General features: G+C 72.0%; 19 protein-coding genes and 6 pseudogenes. 20 read left to right on the forward strand and 5 right to left on the reverse strand.

All coding sequences use genetic code 11. The annotated features are described in order from the left end of the window. Positions 1-310: 310 nt before the first annotated feature. The 5 pseudogenes from ACIQ7Q_RS27390 to ACIQ7Q_RS27410 form a co-directional block, all read left to right on the forward strand. Positions 311-990, forward strand: a pseudogene (locus ACIQ7Q_RS27390) (ATP-dependent helicase); the annotation flags it as partial. Between the two features lie 717 nt (positions 991-1707). After that, positions 1708-1992 (forward strand): annotated as a pseudogene (locus ACIQ7Q_RS27395) (transporter); the annotation flags it as partial. Between the two features lie 68 nt (positions 1993-2060). Next, a pseudogene (locus ACIQ7Q_RS27400) lies at positions 2061-3157 on the forward strand (glycoside hydrolase family 19 protein). Between the two features lie 28 nt (positions 3158-3185). Beyond that, a pseudogene (locus ACIQ7Q_RS27405) lies at positions 3186-3952 on the forward strand (NPP1 family protein). 188 nt (positions 3953-4140) lie between these two features. Beyond that, positions 4141-4371, forward strand: a pseudogene (locus tag ACIQ7Q_RS27410) (GTP-binding protein); the annotation flags it as partial. A gap of 89 nt (positions 4372-4460) precedes the next feature. Here the strand turns inward: ACIQ7Q_RS27410 and ACIQ7Q_RS27415 are convergent. The 4 genes from ACIQ7Q_RS27415 to rpmB all read right to left on the reverse strand — a co-directional run bounded on the left by ACIQ7Q_RS27415 (position 4461) and on the right by rpmB (position 6859). After that, positions 4461-5681: a GTP-binding protein gene (locus tag ACIQ7Q_RS27415; RefSeq protein WP_403867514.1), complete on the reverse strand. Its 1221-nt coding sequence runs from the start codon at positions 5679-5681 to the stop codon at positions 4461-4463. Positions 5682-5721: 40 nt separating this feature from the next. Further along, positions 5722-6165, reverse strand: coding sequence for a Fur family transcriptional regulator (locus ACIQ7Q_RS27420; RefSeq protein WP_403867517.1), 444 nt, complete (start codon positions 6163-6165; stop codon positions 5722-5724). Positions 6166-6317: 152 nt separating this feature from the next. Next, positions 6318-6623, reverse strand: a complete 306-nt coding sequence (gene rpsN / locus ACIQ7Q_RS27425) for a 30S ribosomal protein S14 (protein WP_403867520.1) — start codon at positions 6621-6623, stop codon at positions 6318-6320. Further along, the gene (gene rpmB, locus ACIQ7Q_RS27430; protein WP_403867523.1) at positions 6623-6859 is read right to left on the reverse strand and encodes a 50S ribosomal protein L28; all 237 of its coding nucleotides are present in this window, start codon (positions 6857-6859) and stop codon (positions 6623-6625) included. The genes rpsN and rpmB overlap by 1 nt, the downstream gene beginning before the upstream one ends. Before the next feature lie 67 nt (positions 6860-6926). Between rpmB and rpmG the strand changes: the two genes are divergently transcribed. From rpmG to rpsR, 3 genes and pseudogenes are all read left to right on the forward strand, one after another. After that, positions 6927-7091, forward strand: coding sequence for a 50S ribosomal protein L33 (rpmG, locus tag ACIQ7Q_RS27435; RefSeq protein ID WP_403867526.1), 165 nt, complete (start codon positions 6927-6929; stop codon positions 7089-7091). A 68-nt stretch (positions 7092-7159) separates the two neighbouring features. Then, positions 7160-7474: pseudogene (locus tag ACIQ7Q_RS27440) on the forward strand (GTP-binding protein); the annotation flags it as partial. Between the two features lie 33 nt (positions 7475-7507). After that, the gene (gene rpsR / locus ACIQ7Q_RS27445) at positions 7508-7744 is read left to right on the forward strand and encodes a 30S ribosomal protein S18 (protein ID WP_403867528.1); all 237 of its coding nucleotides are present in this window, start codon (positions 7508-7510) and stop codon (positions 7742-7744) included. 176 nt (positions 7745-7920) lie between these two features. On the opposite strand, the gene ACIQ7Q_RS27450 is transcribed toward rpsR, so the two are convergent. Beyond that, positions 7921-9120: a hypothetical protein gene (locus tag ACIQ7Q_RS27450; protein ID WP_403867531.1), complete on the reverse strand. Its 1200-nt coding sequence runs from the start codon at positions 9118-9120 to the stop codon at positions 7921-7923. Positions 9121-9204: 84 nt separating this feature from the next. Here ACIQ7Q_RS27450 and ACIQ7Q_RS27455 point away from each other — a divergent pair, with 84 nt between their 5' ends. The 12 genes from ACIQ7Q_RS27455 (at position 9205) to ACIQ7Q_RS27510 (ending at position 22933) form a co-directional block, all read left to right on the forward strand. Continuing rightward, entirely contained in the window at positions 9205-10182 is a 978-nt protein-coding gene (locus tag ACIQ7Q_RS27455; protein WP_403867534.1) for an ABC transporter substrate-binding protein, read from the forward strand. 101 nt (positions 10183-10283) lie between these two features. Next, positions 10284-11339 (forward strand): FecCD family ABC transporter permease, encoded by a 1056-nt coding sequence (locus ACIQ7Q_RS27460; protein WP_403867746.1) that lies wholly within the window; start codon positions 10284-10286, stop codon positions 11337-11339. Beyond that, positions 11336-12343, forward strand: a complete 1008-nt coding sequence (locus ACIQ7Q_RS27465; RefSeq protein ID WP_403867537.1) for a FecCD family ABC transporter permease — start codon at positions 11336-11338, stop codon at positions 12341-12343. Before ACIQ7Q_RS27460 ends, ACIQ7Q_RS27465 begins: the two co-directional genes overlap by 4 nt. Positions 12344-12361: 18 nt before the next feature. Beyond that, entirely contained in the window at positions 12362-13183 is an 822-nt protein-coding gene (locus ACIQ7Q_RS27470; RefSeq protein WP_403867540.1) for an ABC transporter ATP-binding protein, read from the forward strand. 57 nt (positions 13184-13240) lie between these two features. Further along, positions 13241-13354, forward strand: a complete 114-nt coding sequence (gene amiA / locus ACIQ7Q_RS27475) for a streptamidine family RiPP (RefSeq protein ID WP_366331002.1) — start codon at positions 13241-13243, stop codon at positions 13352-13354. Between the two features lie 92 nt (positions 13355-13446). Then, positions 13447-14301, forward strand: coding sequence for a hypothetical protein (locus tag ACIQ7Q_RS27480; protein ID WP_403867544.1), 855 nt, complete (start codon positions 13447-13449; stop codon positions 14299-14301). Then, complete coding sequence (locus ACIQ7Q_RS27485) at positions 14298-15776, forward strand: CocE/NonD family hydrolase (protein ID WP_403867547.1); 1479 nt, start codon at positions 14298-14300, stop codon at positions 15774-15776. Before ACIQ7Q_RS27480 ends, ACIQ7Q_RS27485 begins: the two co-directional genes overlap by 4 nt. After that, positions 15773-17152 carry a YcaO-like family protein gene (locus ACIQ7Q_RS27490; protein ID WP_403867550.1) on the forward strand — a complete coding sequence of 460 codons (1380 nt, stop codon included), beginning with the start codon at positions 15773-15775 and terminating at the stop codon, positions 17150-17152. Before ACIQ7Q_RS27485 ends, ACIQ7Q_RS27490 begins: the two co-directional genes overlap by 4 nt. 206 nt (positions 17153-17358) lie before the next feature. Next, a complete protein-coding gene (locus tag ACIQ7Q_RS27495) occupies positions 17359-18474 on the forward strand; it encodes a SagB/ThcOx family dehydrogenase (RefSeq protein ID WP_403867553.1) in 1116 nt (371 codons plus the stop codon). Further along, a complete protein-coding gene (locus ACIQ7Q_RS27500; protein WP_403867556.1) occupies positions 18471-20210 on the forward strand; it encodes an ABC transporter ATP-binding protein/permease in 1740 nt (579 codons plus the stop codon). The genes ACIQ7Q_RS27495 and ACIQ7Q_RS27500 overlap by 4 nt, the downstream gene beginning before the upstream one ends. Next, positions 20207-21967, forward strand: coding sequence for an ABC transporter ATP-binding protein (locus tag ACIQ7Q_RS27505; protein ID WP_403867559.1), 1761 nt, complete (start codon positions 20207-20209; stop codon positions 21965-21967). Before ACIQ7Q_RS27500 ends, ACIQ7Q_RS27505 begins: the two co-directional genes overlap by 4 nt. A gap of 456 nt (positions 21968-22423) precedes the next feature. Beyond that, positions 22424-22933 carry a hypothetical protein gene (locus ACIQ7Q_RS27510; RefSeq protein ID WP_403867562.1) on the forward strand — a complete coding sequence of 170 codons (510 nt, stop codon included), beginning with the start codon at positions 22424-22426 and terminating at the stop codon, positions 22931-22933. Positions 22934-22963 lie beyond the last annotated feature (30 nt).

Raw genomic sequence — 22963 nt, forward strand, 5'->3', positions numbered from 1 at the left:
CCGGGCCGGGTGTCCTGCCAATGATGCACGCCGGCCTGCCACCACCGGGCCGGGGAGGGCCCGTCAGACCGCGGAGTTGAGGGTGTCGGCCAGGCGTCGGTGCGCCGCCCTGGCCGCCGGCAGGCGGCCCTCGCCGCCCTGGCCGCCGGCAGGGCGCCGAGGGCCACCGCACCCAGCACGGCGCCAGCGGTGAGGAGCAGCAGGTGGAGTACGGACGGTCCGTGGGCGATGCCCGCACCCACTTCCGTAGGCGCCCTCCCGCTGACCAAATCTTGGAGTCTCCCCAGCATGCAGAAGAAGAAGCAGTCCTTCGGGACGCGCGGAGATCGGCCGTACCGACCCCAGCCTCCTCACCGAACGGATCGACGGTCCGCGCCGGCTGCTGCTGGGCGGGCGGAGCTGGCAGGTCACTTACATCGACTGGCGGCGCAGGCGCTGCTTCGTCGAGCCCGTCGACGGGGGAGGCAAGGCGAAGTGGAGCAGTGCCGGGTTCGGCCCGGCGGGTTCCCATGAGCTGACGCGCGCCGAACGCCGGGTACTGTTGGGCGAGGACCCGCCGGTGAGGATGACGGGGCGGGCGGCTGCCGCCCTGCGCCAGGCCCGCGAGGAGTACCTGGAGAGGGTGCACCCAGGAGGCACCCTGATCATTCAGGACACGGGCGGCCACCTGCGCTGGTGGACCTGGGCGGGTCACCGCACGAACGCCACACTTGCCGCGACCCTGGGCACGGTCGCCGTGCCGGGGCAGCACGTCAACGACCGCTGGATCCGACTGCGGGAGGACATCACCGCGCGCACCTGGAGCGACGCGACGCGGGACGTGACGGATCGGCTGTGTCTGCCGGACGTCGACGAACGCGCCTTACGCGGCCTGAAGTTCAGCGAGGCCTTCCTCCACGCCTGGCTGAAGCCACCCTGTCGGCCCGGCTGGCCGACACGGAGTCCGCTACCGCTGTGCTCGCGGAGCCGGTGCGTTTTGTCCGGAGCTGACTGTGACATCGTCGGTGTGGGCCAGGGAAGGGCGGCATGAGCGTGCCGGGCACACGAAAGACGGACATCCTGCCCAGCAGAGGGCGCCCGGAACAATGGATCGACGGTGACCTCCGAGACCTCCGACTTCCGAGACTTCCGAGACTTCCGAGCCCTCCTGGTCCGCGGGCTACGCCCCCTTCGCCCACGCCACCGTGCCCAGCGTCGCCCCTCACAGCCTGTTCCGCCCCGAAGGGGACGGATGGGCTGTTCGTCATGACGCTCGTTTGACGCACTGGGCGCACGCAGGCGGGACAGTGAGCCGAGAAATGGCCTCTGACCTGGCCTTTCCGAGACCCGCTCAAGCCGACATCTTTCCGATGACGCATCACGTGGAGTGTGTCGCCATCCTCGAACCGGCCGCAAAGGGCTCCTGACCTGCGGTTTTGTGTGTGCGCATTATGTGCGGTGTGGGCGTTACGGGCGATATCTTGACGCTGAAATGACGCTCGTGACGCTCGTTTGACGCACGCCTGGCGCCCGCCCTGATAGGCCGTCAGGGGCTTCTGGGGCTTACCGCGGCGCCCCTGTGGGACGCAGCGGAGGGAGGCCGAGGCGCCGCGTAATGGGCGTCGCTCCGCAGTGAGGTGGGCCTGCCGGAAGGCTCTCTTTTCCTGGCTGGAAACAATCGAGTGCTGTTCGATGTTGCCCCTCCCGCATCAAGATCGGGGAGGGGTGTTGTGGGGCCTGAAGCTGTTCAACACGAAGGGTGGCGTGACCGAGGTCACGCCCCGTCTTGCTGAGGCCGAGGCGGACGTGCAGGCGCTTGTCGAAGCCCACATGGACGCGATGCTGGGCGTCCGATTCCTGGCGACCGAGTACAGCACCGGCCCCGTCCACGGCGGTCGGATCGACACTTTGGGGATCGATGAAAACGGCGCGCCGGTCATCGTCGAGTACAAGCGTGGCACCGACGCCGGCGTCATCAACCAGGGCCTCTTCCATCTGTCCTGGTTGATGGACTTCGAATGCGCCCAGCGCCTCGAAGAGGTCCTCGGCTGACCAGTCCGGGTTGCGGATGAGGCTGCTCTATGCGGGCCCGCAGGCTTGTCGTGCTCGGGGTGAAGGACCATGCGGCGAGGGGATCGGCGACGCCCGCCCAGGCCGCCGACGGCTCGATCACCGGGCTCGCCGGCAAGTGCGTCGACGTGGCGGGCGCGGGCAGCGCCAACGGCACCGCCGTACAGCTCTACGACTGCAACGGAACCGGCGCCCAGATCTGGTCCAACCCGGATGACGGCACTCTGCGCGCGCTCGGGAAGTGTCTGGACGTCGTCGACCGCAGCACTGCCGACGGCGCTGCCGTCCAGCTGTGGGACTGCTCCGGCGGCTCCAACCAGCAATGGGTGGTCAGCTCCGCGAACGACATCGTGAACCCGGCCGCCAACAAGTGCCTGGACGTCACCGGCAACAACTCCGCCAACGGCACCCGCCTGCAGATCTGGACCTGCACCGGCGGTGCGAACCAGAAGTGGACCGCGCCGGCGAGCGGTGGCGGCTCCACGCCGTCCGGATTCGTGGTCACCGAGGCCCAGTTCGACCAGATGTTCCCGAGCCGGAACTCCTTCACACGTACAACGGCCTGGTGGCGGCGCTGAGCGCGTACCCGGCCTTCGCCAACACCGGCAGCGACACGGTGAAGAAGCAGGAGGCCGCGGCCTTCCTCGCCAACGTCAACCACGAGACCGGCGGACTGGTCCACATCGTGGAGCAGAACACCGCCAACTACCCCCACTACTGCGACTGGAGCCAGTCCTACGGCTGCCCGGCCGGTCAGGCCGCCTACTACGGCCGCGGCCCGATCCAGCTGTCCTGGAACTTCAACTACAAGGCCGCCGGTGACGCGCTCGGCCTGGACCTGCTGGGCAACCCCTGGCTGGTGCAGAACGACGCCGCCGGGGCCTGGAAGACCGGCCTGTGGTACTGGAACACCCGGACCGGCCCCGGCACCATGACCCCGCACAACGCCATGGTCAACCAGGCCGGCTTCGGCCAGACCATCCGCTCCATCAACGGCTCACTGGAGTGCGACGGCAAGAACCCCGCCCAGGTGCAGAGCCGCGTCGACGCCTACAACCGGTTCACCTCGATCCTCGGCGTCTCGCCGGGCAACAACCTCTACTGCTGACGACAGCCGCGCTCAACAAGGAGTCGAGATGCGTACGTTGAGATCACTCGCCAAGGTCCTCCTCGGCGCAGTCGGCGCGATGACGCTCGTCGTGGCAGTCCCGGCGACTGCCCACGCGAACGTCCTGACCCTGCTGCCGCAGAACGCCCCCGGCCTGGACCAGACCTTCTCCCCCGCCTACGACGGCGACGGCGACGGCTGCTACGCCACGGCCGCCATCGGCGCCGACGGCACCATCAACCCCGGCCTCAAGCTCGGCGGCGACGTCAACGGCAAGTGCCACGACTACGCCCAGCTGGCCAACGCCAACACCTACTCGCGCTCGAAGTGCAACAACGACTGGTGCGCCGTGATGTACGCCAGCTACTTCGAGAAGGACCAGATCACCCTCGGCCCGGCGGCCCTCGGCCACACTCACGACTGGGAACACGTCATCGTGTGGATCAACAACAACGAAGTCAAGTACGTGTCGGCGTCCCAGCACAACACGTACCAGACGCTCGACCGTTCGGCGATCCGCTTCGACGGTACCCACCCGAAGATCGTGTACCACAAGGAAGGCATCGGGAGTCACGTCTTCCGCTTCGCCAACAGCAATGACGACCCTGCCGAGAACGCCACGGGCAACTGGTTCTTCCCGCGTCTCATCGGCTGGGACGGCTATCCAGCCGGATACCGCGACAAGCTCATGAGCGCCGACTTCGGTTCGGCCACCATCAAGATCGATGACGGCGACTTCCAGGGGCCCTCGACTACGCGAGCCCGGACGGGATCCCCTTCGATCCGTACGCCTGACGCCTTCCACGTCATGTGACGATGCGTCAAAGCGGCCCCGCCGGCGCTCGCCCGCGGGGGCCTTCCCTACCGGCGGTCGGTGTCCTACGCCCGGCTCGCGCCAACCGGCCCACGAGCCTTGCGGCCCGGCCCAGTGGCTCGACGGTGGACAGCAGCTTGTCCGCGCTGGACGTAGATGCGGGGTGACGTCGCGGCCGACCTCGGTGGCGGCCTTGATGATCTCCCGCCAAGACGACGGCGCGACCTTGGGCGATCTGGCCCGCCTGGACACGATGGTCACCGTCGTCGACGCGGCGAACTTCCTGCCCGAGCTCGCGGGCGGCGACGGTCTGGTCGAGCGCGGCCTCGATCAGTATGAGGAGGACGAGCGGACGGTGAGCGACCTGCTGATGGATCAGATCGAGTTCGCCGACGTCATCGGCACCGCTCGACCCGGCTTTGACAGCCTGAAGGCACCTCGCAACGGCGAGGTGCCTTCAGGCGTGGGCGCGTGCACGCCCCCCATGGCTCAGCGGTCTTCGGTCTCGCTGAGGAGCGGATCGTTCATGGCGCTCCACCTCTCGGGGCCGAGCGAGAGTTCACTCTCGGTCAGCAGCGCGCTGTCCAGGGCGCCGGCGATGCGGTTCAGGTCGAGGCCCGCGCCCGTGAACGCGATCTCGTTGCGGCGTTCGCCGTAGTAGTCGTCCCAGAACCAGCAGGCCAGCGTGCGCCGTTGCGGTGACGCGGTCTCCCAGGCCGGGGACGCCGGTGCCTCCAGCCAGCGGTCGGCCTCGCGGATCTCCAGGTGGCCACCGGCCGAGCGCCAGGTGACGACGGCGTCGGGCCGGCTGGCGAGCCAGAGGTGGCCCCGGCTGCGCAGTACGCCGAGCATGACGTCGCCGAGGGCGTCGGCGAGTCGCTCGGGGTGCAGGGGGCGTCGGGACTGCCAGACGACACTGGAAACGGCCTGGTGGGTATCGGGGTACGCGTACGGGTGGGTCACGGCGTCGAGCCGAGCCTCCCACGCCTCCCGCGCCTGCGCGGGAACCTGTGGGCGGGTGAGGACCCGGCCGGACGCCGGCTGGCGGGCGGCGATCCGGCCGAGGGTGATCATGCCGGCGCGGGCGTTGAGGTGCCGCATGAGCGCGGCGGCGGCCTGGCCGGGTTCCTGGCTCACCGGTGACGCGTCCGTCAGGACGAGGGCGTCGGCCGCCTCCACCTGCCGGGCGGCGGCCTCCGCCGGCGTGAGCGGCTCCCCCTGGGCGTCGCCGCCCCACATGCGGACCGCCCGGTGGACGCAGGCGATGTCCGCCAGAAAGACGGCCGGGTCGACGCCGACGAGGACCGGAGCGGCGTCGTAGTGGTCCTCCAGGCTGTCGGCGCCGATCCGGGTCCGCCACAACTGGGCCAGAAACGGGAGGACATCGACGTGCTCGGGCAGCGCGAGGACGACATGGACGTCCTTCGTGGCCCGGCGAAGCGCGACCAGGTCCTGACGCAGGATCACTACCGGGTCGCCTGTCGCACCCAGGGAGGCCGGAGCCGTGAGCCGGGATGCGGTGGTGGTCATCAGACGCTGGACCACCGGATGGCCGCCGGCCGGACCGCCCTCGATCGATACGGAGAGGACCACGGCCTCCGGGCTCGCTCGCCGCAGCTGTTCGACCAGACCTCCTCTGATCTCTGGTGAGTTCCCGGCGACCACGCTCAGGAGGCCCTTCGGCGTACCGGTCGCGCGATGGAAGAACATGCGGAGAAGACCCCTCGGTGAAACTGCTTCGATGTGAACGTCATGTCTCGGTGTGTTGCTGGCATGCGTGGCAGGTTCCGGTCACGCTCAAGGCATGCCGCACGTCGCGGAAGCCGTAGAGGCCGCCCAGCCCCGCGAGCCACTCCTCCAGCGCTTCGGAGGCGAACGGGACACCCTCGCCGCAGGTGCGACATTCCAGGCGGTGTTCGTGGCTCTCGGGCAGAAGGCGGTACGCCTTCCCAGAGGGGGCGTGCACGACCTCGAGCAGGCCGGCGGCGTCGGCGGACCGAAGGATTCGGTAGACCGTGGAAAGGCCCGTGCCGGACCCCTGCGTCACGCTCAGCGCGTGGAGTTGCCGGGCCGTGAGGAATCGGCCCGATTCTCCGAGGATCTTCAGGATCTCGGTTTGTCGCGCGCCGGTTCCCCGGCGGTCCGTGACGGACGAGGTCACGTGACCGGGGACCTCAGGGGTGTCGGTACTCATGGCCGCCCTCTGCCCCCTCCGATGTCCGGGAGTCTTGATCGGGTGGTCGACGTCGTGGGCATCCCGGGTCCGGCGGCCCCGGCCGAGCACACCCCACCGGATCTTCGTGGTGGGGTGTGCTCGGCCGGGGCGCGCACGTCATCCGGTGGGCATCACCAGGAGGACTTCGTCACCCCGGGGAGGAAGCCGGCGTGGGCCTGCTGCCGCGCGCGGACCCGGGAGAGTCCGAACCTGCGCAGGTAGCCGCGGGGGCGGCCGTCGACACTGTCGCGGTTGCGGACCCGGGTGGCGCTGGCGTCGCGCGGCTGTCGGCGCAGTTCCTCCTGGGCGGCCCGGCGCTCCTCGGCGGTCGACGAGGCACGGCGGATGATCTCCTTCAGCTCGGCCCGCCGGGCGGCGTACCGCTCGACGATCGCCTTGCGCTTCTCGTTCTGCGCGATCTTGCTCTGCTTCGCCATCAGACCTTCACTCCTCGTGCCCGGATCCGAGCCACGGCTGCCTCGATGCCGATCGCGTCCACCGTCTTGATCGCTTTGGCGCTCAGGGTCAGGCGGACGTTGCGCCCCTCGCTGGGCAGCCAGTAGCGCTTGTGCTGGATGTTCGGGTCGAAGCGGCGCGAGGTGCGCCGGTGGGAGTGGGAGATCGTGTTGCCGAAGCCGGGCTTGGCGCCGGTCAGTTGGCAGTGGGCGGACATGGGTACGGCCTGCCTCTCTCTGCGGGACTCATCTTGGTAATGAAAACCGTTCCCATATACTAACCTCATGGCACGCACCGAACTCCGCCCGGTCATCAAGCTGCGTTCCACCGCGGGCACCGGCTTCACGTACGTCACCCACAAGAACCGGCGGAACAACCCCGACCGGCTGGTCCTGCGCACGTACGACCCGATGGCCCGCCGCCACGTCGACTTCCGCGAAGAGCGCTGAGCCCCCACCCGCCGACCGCACACAGAGAGATCCCTGCCATAAAGCCCGGCATCCACCCCGCCTACGGCCCCGTCGTGCTGCTCGCATGGGAGGCCGCGGGCGGCGCGCTGTGCGGGGAGGACTCCGGCCCCTGGCTCGCGTCCCTGCCCGACGCCGCCTGGGAGATGGTCCCGCCCATGCGTCGTGCCGCCGCGGCCATGGACTGGCATCCCGAGCATGGCGACTGCTGCCAGCACCTGGTCTTCACCTCGCCGGGCCTGGACCGCGACGGCCTGGAGCAGCTCCTCGAATCCTGCCTCCTCACGGACGAGGAGTACGCGGCGGGTCCGGACGGCTGGAAGCGCCTTCCGGCAGCCTTCGCCCCCCTCCTCGACGCCGCCTGACCCACGGACAACTCGACCAAGAAGGGCACTCGCATGGCCCGCCGCCAGGAACCCCGCAAGCCCATGAAGTCCCGCCCCAACCCGCTCGACGCCGCCAAGATCACGTACATCGACTACAAGGACACCGGCCTGCTGCGGATGTTCATCTCCGACCGTGGCAAGATCCGCAGCCGTCGCGTCACCCGGGTCAGTGCCCAGCAGCAGCGACAGCTCGCCGCCGCCATCAAGAACGCCCGCGAGATGGCGCTGCTGCCGTATACGAGTCGCTGACGTGTATCCGGGTTGGCCGGGACGGATGTCACGCGCCGCGCCGTGCGTGGGTGATCGAGCCCTGCGAGGGGTGTGCTGCCGGTCCTGCGGGCGCTGCCGGTCCGCAGCCGGCCGTTGACGATCCCGACCGTCAACGGCCGGCTCATTTATCCTGCGGGCGGGCGGGCGACGCCGCGTCAGCGGCCCACCGGGTCGCCGTCGGCGCCGTCGTTCCGGCTGAGCAGCGCGACGTGGCCGCCGTGGTGCAGCGGCGTGTCCCATCGCAGACGGTTCGCCTCCTCGCCCGTCTCAGCGTCGATCAGGTGTACTTCGCCGTGACCGCCGCGGGTGATGGCGACCCAGTCGGAGCCCGGAGAGGCCGCCACCGCACGGCGTTCCACGCCCTCCCAAGGGGTGCCGCCACGCCGGGGCGCGCCGTCCATGGCGGGGAGCGGGATGTGTCGAAGGGTGTCGTCGGCGCCCATGAGCACCAGTTCGTCCCCGTCGGGGTGGATGCGGGTGAAGGCGGTGTGGCTCCTGGAGAGCGCCAGCCGGAAGACCAGACCGGGACCGAGATCGGTGAGGAGCGTACGGCCCGTCTCCAGGTCGTGGTGCCATGCCTGGTTGGTCCACTCCGGCCACCGCAGCGGGTCCGGAGTGCCCCCGCGCAATGTGGTCCACAGGGCCCGCCGACGGGTGTCGAGACGGAGGTACCAGCCGCGGGCGGGCGACTCCCATGGGATCACCCTCCCGGCCACGAGGGTGTCACCGTTCCGGTGAGCCGAGTGCACTCCTTTGCTCGTGGCGGCGAACACCTGCCCGGAGCCGGGGTCGTGTGCGTCACCGTGCCCGTCGTCCGGGAGCGGCAGGAGCGCGTGGGGAACGACCGTCGGGCAGCCGGGCGGGGCCGTGAGGAGATCCGCGAACCGGTGGACCGCCAGCGCGCCCGGTTCCCTGTGCCGCAGTACGACGAGCGGGTCGCCGCCGCCGAGCACCGTCACGCCCGGTTCGCCGACGCGTGTGCGTACGCGTGAGGCCTCTCCCGTGGCCAGGTCGACCACTGTCAGGAGGTCCGACCACGGTTGCTCGTTCTCGCCCAAGCCTGTCGTGACGGCGACTCGGCGACCGGACGGATCGCAGGCCAGGTGCTCGGCGGGCACGGCCACCGGAACCGCGAGTTCCACGAGTTCCTCGCCGAACGGGTCGAGCACCAGCAGTTCCCCCCGGCGGTCGTCGACGCATGCCACCCGTCCTCCCGGCAGCGCCAGGAACCCCGCGTGCTCGGAGAGATGGCGCCCTGTCAGGCGTCCTGTGACCACGCCGTCCGGCACGCTCGCCACATGCACGGCCCCGTCCACGTGGTCGGAGACGAGGAGCGCGGAAGCGGTAGGGGTCATGAGTCCTCCAGGGGCTATTTAGTGAAAACGATTATCATGTATGTTCAGGGCGTTCCAGTTCCCGGAGAAGAAGCGAGGGCGCCGATGTTGCGCGCACCGTCGAAGTTCGTTCGTAGTTGGCTCGCTGCGGTGGCGGTGGGTTCTGTCCTGGTCGGCTGCGGCTCGTCCGCGGAGGAGCCGACGGCCGACAAGGCGCGGCCGGCCCCGAAGACCGAGGTCACCGTCGAACCCATCAAGGCGGCCACGCAGTTGACCGACGTGAACGGCGTCAAGGTCTCCCTGGCGAAGCAGCCGGAGCGGATCGTCTGCCTGGTCGCGCTCTGCGACGACATCCTGACCGAACTCGGCATCGTCCCGACGGCCACCAACAGCGCACTGCTCGCCCACCCCCGCTTCCTCGGGGCGGACCAGGCCAAGAAGGTCACCGTCGTCCCGGGCGGATTCATCGCCCCGGAAGTAGAGGCGATCCTCTCCCACAAGCCGGACCTCGTCATCGGCCTGGGGGACACCCACGGCAAGCTGGCCCCCGCGCTGAAGGGCGCCACCACGTTCTGGGCCATGCAGCCCGAGACGTGGGAGGACAGCGTCGGCTACCTGCGCGACACCGCGGCCCTCACCGGCCGCACCGCCGAGGGGGAGAAGGCCGAACGGGCCTTCCGCACCAAGCTCGCGAACGCGGAGAAGGCCCCGAGCGACAAGACCGCCCTCATCATCTACGGCAGCGACGAGAACTTCGGGGTCGCGACCCCGGAAGCCGACGTGACGGCCAGCCTGATGCCCAGGATCGCCGAGTACCCGTGGAAGTCCCGCGGTGTGGAGGGCACCTACAGCCTCGAAGAGATCCTCGCGCAGGGGGTTGATGTCCTGTTCGTCGAGACCATGAGCTTCGGCGGCGGGGACGGGAAGCTGTCGGAGAAGCTGGCGAAGAACCCCCTCTGGAGCAAGATCCCGGCCGTCAAGAACGGTGACGTCCACGAGGTGAACTCGGAAGTGTGGGCCAAGGGGCGCGGTACCCGCTCGATGGGCATCGTCCTCGACGAGGCGACGGCCGCGCTGCGGTGAGGACGCCTTCCTCGGCGCCCGTAACGGCGGACGACCTGGCGGGCAGGGCCCGGCAGCCACCGCCGCGCGCGCGGAGGCAACCCCTGCTGGTGATCGGGGTGCTGTTGGTCGCCTCGGTCTGCGCGCTGTGTTTCGGCACCCCCTACGTCCCACCGCACCGGCTCGCCGGCGCGGTGCTGGACGGGGAGGCCACGCTCCCCGGGATCGTCGTCACCGAACTCCGCGTCCCCCGACTGGTGCTGGCGCTGATCGCCGGATCCTGTCTGGGCGCGGCAGGGCTCGTGCTCCAGGAAGCGCTCCGTAATCCTCTGGCGGTGCCGGAGATGCTGGGTGTCTCCTCCGGGGCGGCGCTGGGCGTGGCGGCACCCTTGGTGCTGTCCCTGTCACTGCCCGCCGCGGTCGAGCCCGTGCTGGCCCTCGGTGGGGCCGCGCTCGGAGGGGGGCTGACCCTGCTCGCCGCCGGGCTCGGACGCAGTCCGTCCGCGGTGCTGCTCACGGGCGCCGCGATCGCGGCCGCTCTGCAGGCCGCGCTGCTTGTCCTGATGGTCATGGCGGACCAGCTCGACCTCCAGCTCATCTACCGCTATCTGTTGGGGTCGCTCTCCGCCCGGACCTGGGACGACGTCGAGGGACTGTGGCCGTGGCTGCTCGTCGTCGTCCCGGCCCTCGTGCTCTGTGCGCCGGTGCTCTCGGTCATGCGGCTGGGCGACGAGGACGCCGAGGCGCTGGGCGTGCGCGTCCAGCGGGCCAGGCTGGCGGCGCTCGCCATAGCCGTCCTGCTGATCGCGCCCGTCACGGCTGTGTGCGGGCCCGTCGCGTGGGTGGGCTTCCTCGCCCCGCACCTGGCCCGGTGGTTCAACCCCGGTGGGGGAGCGGTGAGTTGGTTGCCGTGGTCCGCCGCGTGGGGTGCCGTCGTCGTGACGGTCGCCGATGTCCCCGCCCGGCTGGCGCTGGCTCCTGTGGAGACCCCGGCCGGTGCCTGGACCGCTCTGCTGGGGGTTCCGGCCGGGGTCGCCCTGATGGGGTCGGGCCGTGGCGGTCGGGGCGGCGGGGGATCCGCCGGTCCGCCGCGCGGTCAGGTGCGTCGTGATGAGCCCGGGACGCGCGGCGCCTCGCCGCATCCCGCGCAGATGACCGGAACGGAGGGCACGCGGTGAGCCGGCGTTTCGCGGCCCTCGCGGCTCTGGCTGTCGTGTGCGCGGGGGTGGAACTGGTGGCCGGACGCGGCATGTCCCCGGGTGCGGTGTGGGACGTGCTGGGTGGTGGCGGCGACCTGACGGAACGGCACATCTTCTGGCAGCTGCGGCTGCCCAGAACGCTGGTGGCCCTGGGAGCGGGCGCGTCCCTCGCCGTGGCCGGGCTGATCCTGCAGTCCGCGCTGCGCAACCCGCTCGCCGGGCCCGAGGTGACAGGGGTGACTCCCGGGGCGGTCCTGGGGGCTGTCACCGCGACGGCCCTGGGCCTCGCAGGGTGGGACTCTCCGCTGGCCGTGGTGCTCGCCGCGTGCGCGGGCGGGTGTGCCGGAGCGCTGCTGCTGTGGCTGCTGGCCGGCCGAGCCGGTGGCGATCCGGCTCAGACCGCCGTGTACGGAGTCCTCGTGTCGGCGGTGCTCGGCGGGCTCACCGCCATGGTGCTGCTCGTGGCGCCGGGAGAACTCGGCAGCGTCGTGCAGTGGCTGGTCGGCACCACCGAGGGGAGGGTCTGGGAGCACTGGCACCTCCTCTGGCCCTGGGCACTGGCCTGGGGAGCGGCGGCGTGGCTCCTCGCAGGTCCGTTGACCCTGCTGCGCTGCGGTGACGACATCGCCCAGGCGGCAGGGCTCGCCGCCCGGCCGGCCCGCACCCTCGCCCTGCTGTGCGCGGTGGCGCTGACGGCGGGGGCGGTGGCAGCCGTCGGAGCGCTCGGTTTCGTGGGACTGCTCGTCCCGCACCTGGCCATGACCCTCTTCGGCGCGGACCTGCGGGTCGGTCTACCCGGGGCCGCCCTGCTGGGAGCGGTCGTCGTCTGCGGGGCGGATGCCGCGGCGCAGCTGTCCTCGCGACTGCTGTCCCGGGTGCTGGACGCCGACCGGCTCACGCTACCTGTCGGCGCCCTCACCGCCTGCCTCGGCGCCGCCCTGCTGCTGGCCGTCGTGCGCCGCGCGCCGGGCCGTACGTTCTGAATCGACGGAGGACAGAGCATGACCGACTCCATGGGGATACAGGTCCAGGGGGTCCACTTCGGCTACCCCGCACGACCCGTGCTGCGGGGCGTCGACCTGACGGTCCGGCCGGGTGAGCTGACCGCGCTCATCGGTCTCAACGGATGCGGCAAGTCGACCCTGCTGCGCCTGGCCGCCGGGCTGCTGAGGCCCGACCGGGGGCGGGTGCTGCTCGGCGGGGACGACCTCGCCGCCCTGTCACGGCGTGCCACGGCGGCCAGGGTGGCGCTGCTGCACCAGGCGGCCCCCGCGGTGCCGGGGATGACGGTCCGGCACCTGGTGCGGCAGGGGCGGTACGCGGCCCGTGGCCCGCTGGGCATGCTGCGCGAGGGCGACGACCCCGTGGTGTACCGGGCGCTGCGCGACGTCGGGGTGGAGCAGTGGGCCGACCGGGACGTCGACGCGCTGTCCGGGGGTGAGCGGCAGCGGGTGCGCCTGGCGATGGCGCTCGCCCAGGACACCCGCGTCCTGCTGCTCGACGAGCCGACCACCTATCTGGACCTGCACCACCAGCTCGACGTGCTGCAGACGGTGGTGCGGCTGCGCGAGGAGCGCGGACTCACGGTGGTGATGGTGCTGCACGACCTGGCGCACGCCGCCCGGTTCGCCGAACGCATCGTCGCCCTGCGCGAAGGCGTCGTCGTGGCGGACGGCACGCCGAAGGAGGTCGTCACGCCGGGCCTGCTGGCGGAGGTGCTGAAGGTGGCCGGCCGCGTCGGTGCGGATCCCGAGGGCGGCTGGCCGGTGTGTTATCCAGATCACCCTCTTACCGCTCTAGAAAATGAAAATCAGTTCCATTAGTGTTCGAGTCGTGGCGCTCACCCGAACGCCCATCTCCCTTTCGAACAAGGAGACTTCATGGACAACGAGCAGATCTTCACCCCGATCGCCGACCCGGGTCAGCTGGCCCACGCCTCGGCCACCCACTCCAACGCCCTCGTCGAGAACCCCTTCGAGGACAACGAGGAGTAAGCGAGGGCCTCACACCCTCGACCGTGGGCCCGTCCGTTGCCTTACGGGCGGGCCCACGCCCATGCCAGCCCCTTTCCGTCAGGAGGACCGCCGTGTCCCGCAGCCGTCTCGTACCCGGTGTCGAAGTCGTCGCCGTGCCCGGGCGGGGTCTCGCCGTCCGCACCGCCGACGGAGAGTTCCTCGGCGTCAGGACACCTGACGCGGACGGAGACACCCTGCTCTCCGTGCTCGCCGGAGCCGACTCCGCCCCGCCGGACGGCGAACTGCACCGCGTCGTGGCGGCTTTCGAGGGAGCGGGCTACCTGGCGGCCGAGCCGCAGCTTCCGCAGTGGCCCGCAGAGCGCCGGGACGTCCGTCTCCTCGGCGACCCGGTACTGACCCGCCCGCTGGCCGCGCACCTGGCCGCCCTGGGAGCCGAGCCCCGGACGACACCCGTTGTGACCGCACCCGACGGGGCGACGGCGCCGATAGAGGAGCTGCTCGACGGAGACCCCGCCGCCGTCGTGTGGTGCCTCGACGGCCCTGTCCCGGAGGGGCTGTGGGACGCCGCCGACCGGCTGCCCGAGCACCAGGTCGCCTGGCTCCGCTGCCACCGCGAGGGCTGGCAGGCGTACGTCGAGCCTCTCGCCGCCACCCCGGGCGACGTCACCGCCGCCCACGTACGCGCCCGCCGGCTCGCGGCCACCCCCGCCCACCGCGAACTGGCCGCCTACTGGCGCGGGCCCCGTACCTCGGGCGCGCCGGTCCCGCTCACCGTTCCCGCCGCCGGGCTCCTCGCGGCTCTGCTGGCAGACGATCTCAGCAGGTGGGCCACCGGCACCACCGACACGGCCGGCTTCCCGGCCAGGCGCCGACTCCGGCGCGTGGACCTGCGCACCCTGACCGTCACCGAGCACCCCGTCCTGCCGGTGCCCGCCGCCACGCCGATGCCGAAGAAGGACGGATGACGTCCGTCCACGAGGCCGTCGGAGGTCTTGCCACGGACGTGTGCCTCCCCGACGGTGCCGGCCCCTTCCCCGCCGTCCTCATCCGCACCCCCTACGACCGCACGCGGCATCTGGCCGAGGCGCGCGGCTGGGCCCGCCGGGGCTTCGCCGCCGTCGTCCAGGACGTCCGAGGCCGGTTCGCCTCGCCGGGGCAGTGGCACCCGTACGAAAGCGAGGCCGCCGACGGGGTGGTGACGGCCCGGTGGATTCGGCGACAGCCGTGGAGTGACGGCCGGTACGTCGCCGTCGGAGCCTCCTATGCCGCCCAATGCGCCCTCGTGCTGGTCCTCCACGTGGACGAGGCGGAGGTCCGGCCGGACGCCGTCATCGCCGCCGTGCCCGCACTCGGCGCCGCCGACACCGCCCGCGAACCCTCCGGCGTGGAAAGGCTGCTGGCCCGCGCCGGCTGGTGGGCGGCCCACGGCGACCGGCGCGACTCCGAAGAAGGCGCGCTCGCCCAGGCCCTCGCCGCGGACCCCGGTCTGCTCACCCATCTGCCCCTCACCGGCCTTCCCGAGCGGCTGGGCCGAAGTCTGCCCTCCTGGGCGGGGCTGTGGCAGCGACGCGAGCGCGGCCGACTCGTCTCCCGGGCTGCGCACGCCGACGTACCCCTGCTCGCGGTCGGGGGCCACCACGACCACTTCACCGAGGACACCGTCGCCCTCTGGCGCACGTGGGGCGGACCCTCGGCCCGCCTCCTCCTCGGCCCCTGGGGGCACGGTCTCGTCGCCGCGCCCGGACCCGACGCCGGCCCCGCCCACCGGGTGGCCCTCGGCGAGCTGTACGCGCGGTGGGCCCGCCGCGCCCTGACCCGTGGCCTGGCCCCCGGCCACCACGGCGCACTGGCGCTGGGCGGCAGCGACCTGTGGCTGCCCGCGGGCACCGAAGGTGAACCGCGCACGCAGCGGCTGCGGCTGCTGCGCGGCTCCTGCTTCACCGCCGACCCCGACCGCCCCGTCCGCTCCGACGACCTCACCGTTCCCACCACGGGACCCCCCGACCGCTGCCTGCTGGCCACACCACCGCTCCCGCGCCCGGTCGACGCCGTCGGCGCCGTGCGGGTACGGCTGCGGGCCACCGCCGACACCCCGTCCGCCGACTGGGCGGTCCGCCTCGTCGCCGTCACCCCCGACGGGTTCGCCGAGCGACTGGCCGTCGGCGTCGTGCGGCGCGAGCACCCGGAGGACGGCGAGTTCACCGTCGATCTGGGCCGGCTCACCCGCCGGCTGCCGGCCGGGACGCGGCTGCGGCTCGAAATCGCCGGGCACCATTTCCCGGCCCACGCCCGCAACCCCCACACCGGTGCCGACCCCGTCACGGCCGACCGGCTGCTCTCCTCACGGCGAGACGTCGACCCGACGAGTGTGTCGCTGACCCTGCACGTTCTCCCCTCCCGCCCCCACTCCATCGACCCCGCCAAGGAGATCCTGCGATGACGGCGCTGCCGCTGGAAGCACTCGTCGACCCCGTCTGCGGCATCGTCCGCGAGGTCGAGCCCGTGGAACACCCCGCCGGTGCCCCGCCCCGCTACACCGCGTACACCGCCGAGATATCCGACGCCCGCAGACTTGGCCTGTGGCCCGCCGACCGGGTCTCCCTCGGCACCACCTTCGGCGACCCCGTGCAGGCCCGCATAGCCGCGATAGCCGAAGGGATAGAGCGGTACTGCGGCAACCGCGTGCCGCCGACCGGCCACCCCGACGCCCCGCTGCGCGCCACCGCCGCCGAACTGACGGCGAAAGGCCTGCGGATCTACGGCCCCGAGGACCTCCCCTCGTACGCGACGTGGCAGCACGACCGGGAGAAGTTCCCCTACCGACGCTTCACCGCCGACACCCCGTCCCTCTGGACGCGTGGCATCGAGCGGCTGCCCGACGGCGGCACGACGGAGGTCTGGGCACCCGTCGCCCTCACCCACCTCAACTGGCGTCAGGGCGAACTGCGTGAGTTGCCCCGGACCCACCACCTCAACTACGCGGGTATCGCCACCGGCCAGGGATTCGACGACGCGGTCGAACGCGGCCTGCTGGAGATCGTCGAACGCGACGCCCTGGAACTGTGGTGGCACCTCGACGGACCGACCCGCGGCATCGACCCGGCCAGCGTTCCCGGCCTCATGGACGACCTCGCCGGAGCCGCGCTCGACGTCCACCTCGTCGAGATGCCCTCCGAGTTCGCCCCGTGCATGGCCGCGCTCGTCCACGACCCCCGACGCGGTCTCTACGCCGCCGGCTTCGCATGCAAGTACGACCCGGCCGAAGCCGCCCGCAAGGCGGTCCTCGAAGCCGTCCACACCTGGGTCTTCACGCAGGGCCTGACCGACCCCGACGGCTGGGTCTTCCAGGCCGTCGAGGCCGGCCTCCTCGCCCGCGGCCTCTACCTGGAGCACCGCGCCGACGGTCGGTACCTCGACGCGTGCGGCGAGCAGTTCGCACACGTACGGGACCTGGGCGCGCACGTCCAGGTGTGGCTCGACGAACGGATGTCGGCCGAGGCCCGCCGGTTCACCGACCCGGCCCACGGGACGGTGTCCGTCGACTCGGTCGAGCCCGGCAGCCGGGAGCGGCTGGAGAGGGCGCTGCACGCGGGCGGCCACCGCCTCATGACCTGCGATCTCACCACCGAAGACGTGGCCGAAACGCCCCTGCGGGTGGCCCGGGTCCTCGTGTCCGGTCTTCTCCCGAACGCCCCCGCCGCCTTCGGCTACTTCGGCTGCCCGCGGCTCGCCGAGGCCGCCGTGCGACGGGGCTGGCGCACGACCGCGCCGGAGGCGCCCGAGGACTTCACCCTCGCGCCTCCGCCCCACATGTGAGGACCGCCGTGGAACGTCTCGACCACGACCGCCCGATGGACGGAGATCCCCCCTCCGAGAGCCGCCGCCCCGAGGCCACGGAACGCCTTGGCGACGGTCGTCCAGGGGATGAGAAACACCTCCGGGAAGGCCGACCAGCAGGCATGGAACGCCCCGTCGCCGGCGGCCGCCCGGGGGGTATGGACCATCCGCGGGAGGACCCTCCGGTGGACCTCGTCACCGCTCTGCGGAACGCCCGCTCCGCGCGGTGTCCCGGCCCCGACACACCCGCGGGCCCGGCGGTCCCGGCCTGGCCGGGACCGCCGCTGCCGATCCCGCAATCCGGCCCGGCCGAGCTCGACCTGCGGGCCCTGCTTCGCCTCTCCCTCGCCGCCTCGGACGGCTCGGGACGGCTGCGCCCGGCCCCCTCCGCCGGCGCGCTGCACCCGGTGGACACCGAACTCGTCGTCGGCGCCGGCTGCTCCCTGCCGCCCGGCCGATACGGCTACGACCCGCTGCACCACCGTGTCCACCGCCTCGGCCCGCAACCCGCGGTCACGCCGCCGGGCGTGACCGCCGAACTCTCGGTCACCGCGCGCCGTACGGTCTCCCACTACGGTCACCGTGCCTGGCCGCTGCTGCTCCTCGACACCGGGCACGCCGCCGGAGCGCTGTTCCTCGCGGCCTCTGCGCTGGGCTGGGGCGAGCCCGAACTCCGTCTGGACGGAGCGGCCGAGAGCCCCCTCGCCGTCGTACACATCCGCCCACCCGGCCCGGCGCACCACCTCGAAGCCCGCCGGAGTGCCCAGCCGTCCGCGAGCGCGCCCACGCCCGGTGACCTGCTGTCCCGCCGCAGCACCCCGCCGCCGCTGCCCGGTGCTCCGCACGCCGACGCCTTGCGGGCGGTCCTCCGCACCGCCTCGCACGCGGGCGGCGGCGACCTGCGGTGGTGCGCCGCCGTCGGCCCCCCACGGCCCGGCCTGCTGGAACTGGCTCCGGACGACACGACACTGCGCCGCTGTGCCGCGGGCGAGGCCCGCTCGACGCTCGCGGCCTGGGCCGCGGGTCAGGCGTGGATCGCGGACGCGGGCGCCGTGCTCCTCGCTCGCGGCTGCCCCGCGGACGCCGACGCACCGCACATCCGCCGCACCCACCTGCGGGCCGGGTTCGCCGTGCACCTCGCCCACGTCACGGCCCGCCGACACGGACTGACCGCCCGGCCCGTGGGCTCCTGGCAGCAGGCGGACCTCGGCGCCGCTCTCGGCGCCGCGCCCGGCCAGGACTGGATCGTCCACGGACTGGCCCTCGGCACCCTTCACGCCGACGAGGAGAACACCGCATGATCGTCCACCCCGAGCTGCGCCGGGCCGCCCGACGCGCACGGCGTCCCCTGCTCACGGCCACCCTCCTGCAAGGCGCGGTCACCCTCACCCACCTGGCGCAGGCGGCGCTCCTGGCCCTCGCCCTCGCCGCCCTCGCCCACGGCCAGGCGGGGCGACTGCCGTGGCTGCTCGCCGCGGTGCTCGCCGTCGTCGTCGCCCGCGCCGGACTCGGCACCTGGCAGCGGCGCACCGCCACTCGCGCCGGAGCCGAGGTCAGGGTGGCGTTGCGGGACGAACTCCTCGCCCACCTCGGGCGCCTGGGCCCCGCCCACCTGACCACCGCCCGCGCCGGAGCCGTCCGCACCACCCTCGTGGAGGGCGTGGAGGGCGTCGATGCCTATGTCTCCCGCTACCTGCCCCAGCTCCTGATCACCGTGGCCATGCCGCCCCTGGTGCTCGCCGCCCTGGCCGTGGTGGAACCGGCGGTACTGCTCGGCCTCGTCCCCGCCCTGCTGCTGGCCCTGTTCGGCCCGCGCGCCTGGGACCGCCTCCTCGCCGCCCGCGGCAAGGATCACTGGGACACGTACGAACGACTGGGCGCCGACTACCTGGAAGCCTTGCAAGGCATGCCCGCCCTACGGGCCGCCGGTGCGGTCGGCCGCACCCGCGCACGTCTGGAGGAGCGCTCGGCGGCGCTGCACCGAGCGACCGTCGCCAAGCTACGGGTCTCCCTGGTCGACACCGGCATCACCGACCTCGCCATCCAGGGCGGCACCGCCGCCGCCGCTCTCCTCGCCTGCTGGTCCGCCGTCAGCGGATCCACCACGGCGACCGGCACCTACCTGGCGCTGCTGCTGGCCTCCGAATGCTTCCGGCCGGTCCGCGACCTCGCCCGCGAGTGGCATGCCGGATACCTGGGCGTCTCCGCCGCCGACGGCATCGCGGCGCTGCGGACCGCCGAACCCGCGGTCCACGACACAGGCACGGCGTCCGCGGACTGGCCCGACCCTCCGGAACTCCGCTTCGAGAACGTGCGGTTCGCCTACGACGGCGCGCAGGCGCCGGTCCTCCACGGCGTCTCCTTCACCGCACCGGGGGGACAAACCACCGCCATCGTCGGCCCGTCCGGCGCGGGCAAGTCCACCCTGCTCGCCCTGCTCCTGCGCCACCACGACCCGGACGAAGGCCGTATCACCCTCGACGGGCGCCCCACCACCGAGTACTCCCTCGACGCACTGCGGCAGGGCGTCGCCGTGGTGTCGCAGGACACCTACCTCTTCCATGCCACCATCGCCGACAACCTGCGCATGGCCCGTCCGAAGGCCGCGGACGTTGACCTGACGGCAGCGGCGCGCATCGCCGGCATCCACGACGAGATAGCCGCCCTGCCCGACGGCTACGCCACCGTCCTGGGTGAACGCGGCGCCACTCTGTCCGGCGGACAACGGCAGCGGCTCGCACTCGCCCGGGCCCTGCTGGCGGACGCCCCGGTACTCGTCCTCGACGAGGCGACGAGCTCGGTCGACGAACGCCGCGAGGCGGACATCGTCCGCGAACTACTGAATGCCGCCGGCGGCCGCACCGTCCTGGTGATCGCCCACCGGCTCGCCGCCGTCCGGCACGCCGACCACATCGTCGTCCTCGACGAAGGACGGGTGGACGGCATCGGGGACCACGCCCGGCTGGTCGAGGCCGGCGGCGTCTACGCCCGACTCGTCGAGGCAGGCCGCATCCACCGAGGAGAGAACGCCGCATGAGCCACGACGCCACCGACACCGTCACCGCTGGGACGAGCGTGCCCGAACGGGGATCGTTGCGCGCCCTGCTGCCCGCCCTCGCCGGCCACCGCGCCATGACGATCCGCACCTGCGCCGCCGCGCTCCTCGAACAAGGCTCCCTCGTCGCCCTGGTCACGCTGGCCGCCCACACCATCGGCACCGCCGTCATCGAGTCGAAGGCCCCGTCGTCCGGAACCGTCACCGCACTCGTCGCCCTGGTCCTCGTACGAGCCCTGACGACCTGGCGAGAGATGGACCTCTCGCACGATCTGGCCTACCGGGTCCTCGCCGCGCTGCGGGTTCGCGTCTTCGACGGACTGGCCCGCAGCGCGCCCGCCCGCGTGGCCGGCCGGCGCAGCGGGGACCTCGCCGCCACCGCCATGGCCGATGTGGAGGCGCTGGAGTTCTTCTACGCCCACACCACCGCCCAGCTCCTGGCGGCGGGGACCGTCTTCACCGGCGGTGCGACCGTCCTCGCCGCGGTGGAACCGTGGCTGCTCGCCGCCGTGCTGCCGGTCGCGGCCCTGCTCACAGCCGCTCCCTTCGCCGACGCGCGTGGACGTGCGATGCGGGGCGCCCGCACCCGTACGGCCGTCGCCACCCTGTCCGCCGACACGGTGGAGACCGTCGACGGACTGCGCGAGCTGCTCGCCTTCGGCACCCTTGCCGGGCGCCGACACCGACTGGCCGGACGCGGACGCGAGGTCGGCGAAGCCCAGCGCGCCGAGGCCACGTGGGAAGCCGTCACCGCCGCGGTCCGCGATCTCCTCATCGTGCTGGCCGTCCTCGGCGTGGTGACCGCGGCGGCACAGTCCATGGCCTCAGGACGACTGCACGGGGCGTGGGCTCCGGCGGCGATGGCGCTCGCCCTGGCTGTCCTCGGCCCCGTCGCGGAGTCGGCCCGGTCCCTGAGCCAGGCCGTCTCCTTGCGCGCGGCAGCCTCACGCGTCGGTGCGGCCGTCCGGGCTCCCGCACTCGCCCCGCCGGCCGCCGCGCCCCGCACGCTTCCCCCCGGCCCCCTGGGTGTCCGGTTGCGCCGGGTGGGGTTCGACTACGGTGGCGGTCCCGTCCTCGACGGCGTCGAACTGACCGTCCGCGCGGGAAAGACGCTCGCCCTGGTCGGCTCCTCGGGTGCCGGCAAGTCGACCTGCGCCCACCTCATCGCACGTTTCTGGGACCCGTCCGAGGGCACGGTTCAGCTCGTGGCCGCCGACGGGGAAGCCATCGATGTACGGGACGTGGACGATGCCGAACTCCGTGGCGCTGTCGCGCTGGTGGGACAGGAGACGCCGCTGTTCCACGGCACCCTCGCCGAGAACCTGCGGCTTGCCGCCCCCGAGGCCGACGACGACCTCCTCGCCGAGACGGCCCGCCTGTGCGGCGTCGACCGGATCGCCGCGCTGAGCACCCTGGTCGGCGAGCGCGGGTCCACCGTCTCCGGAGGCCAGCGGGCACGCATCGCCCTCGCCCGCGCCCTGCTGGTGCGGCCGAGGGTCCTGATACTGGATGAGTCCACCGCCCACCTGGACAACGCGAGCGACGCCCAACTCGCCACCGCGCTGCACCAGAAGGGCCGCACGACCATCGTCATCGCCCACCGCCGCGCCACCATCCGGAGGGCCGACAGCATCGCCGTCCTCGAGGCCGGACGCATCGTGGAGGAGGGCACCTGGGAGGATCTCACCGGCCGCCCCGACAGCGCGCTCAACCGCAGCCTCGCCGGCATCTCTCCCTGAGGCCCCGGGCTTCCTCGATGGTAATGACGGCGGCGGCGAGGCTGAAGGAGAGCCGGCCGGGGCAGCCTGTTCCGTCCTGAAGGGGACGGATGGACTGTTGGGCGTTTACGCTCGTTTGACGCTCTCGGCGTCCGCAGGCAGGGCAGCGATCCATGAGATGGGCTTTGACCTGGTGTTTCGTGAGACTTGCTCGGGCCGCCGACCACGGCCCTCGCTCACCGGGGCCGGGTGACGATCCTGACCTCCGACATGGAGGACATCCGGATGCTCACCGCACCACACCCTCGCGTGGTGGCCGAGAAGGTCTGACCACGCGAGCACGGGCGGCGGTCGTGAGCTCCCCTGTGACCAGTAGCAGCGCGGCTGGGCCTTTTCATGGTTGGCTGCCGGTCGGGAGTATTGAATTCACGGGCATAATGCTGATCGCGACTCGATCGATGATGTACGAGGTGACCCTTGAGCAGGCTGCTGGATGTTTTCGAGACTCTGGTTTCTCCTAGCTATCGCATCTTTGGGCTGGTTGACACGAGCGTCGACACCTATTCACCGCAAGCGGATCGAACGAAATGGCTTCTTTCCGCCCCCGGCATGGTTTATCTGCAAGTGCCGCCCCAGGTGATTCGGGCGTCGGTGCGGTTGGAGAGCTGGTCGGCGGTCCCTCCGGCAGACGACGCTCCGTGGTCCGGTGCGGAGGAAGTGGAGGTTCAGCTGCCCGGAGGTGACCTCGCGCTGGAGACCATCGACGGGGGGCAGCAGGAAGTTCCCTTGACCCTGCCCTCTTCCGGCCTGTACCGGATGCGATGGCATTGGACATTCAATCGTGAAGGCGGACCTTTCACTTCTCCGTTGGCGGGCCCCCGGGAACCACTGCCCATGCCACCGGGCCACGAAGAGAAAATGAACGGCGCAGATCAATACTGTCTGGTTCAGATCTGGCGCACGGCCGCCGGTGGCGGGACAGAGTGAAACGGGTGCGGGACCGGTCCTGTGGACCGG

Origin of the sequence: Streptomyces sp. NPDC096176 (assembly GCF_044763255.1) — a bacterium.
In the GTDB taxonomy this organism is placed as follows: Bacteria; Actinomycetota; Actinomycetes; order Streptomycetales; family Streptomycetaceae; genus Streptomyces.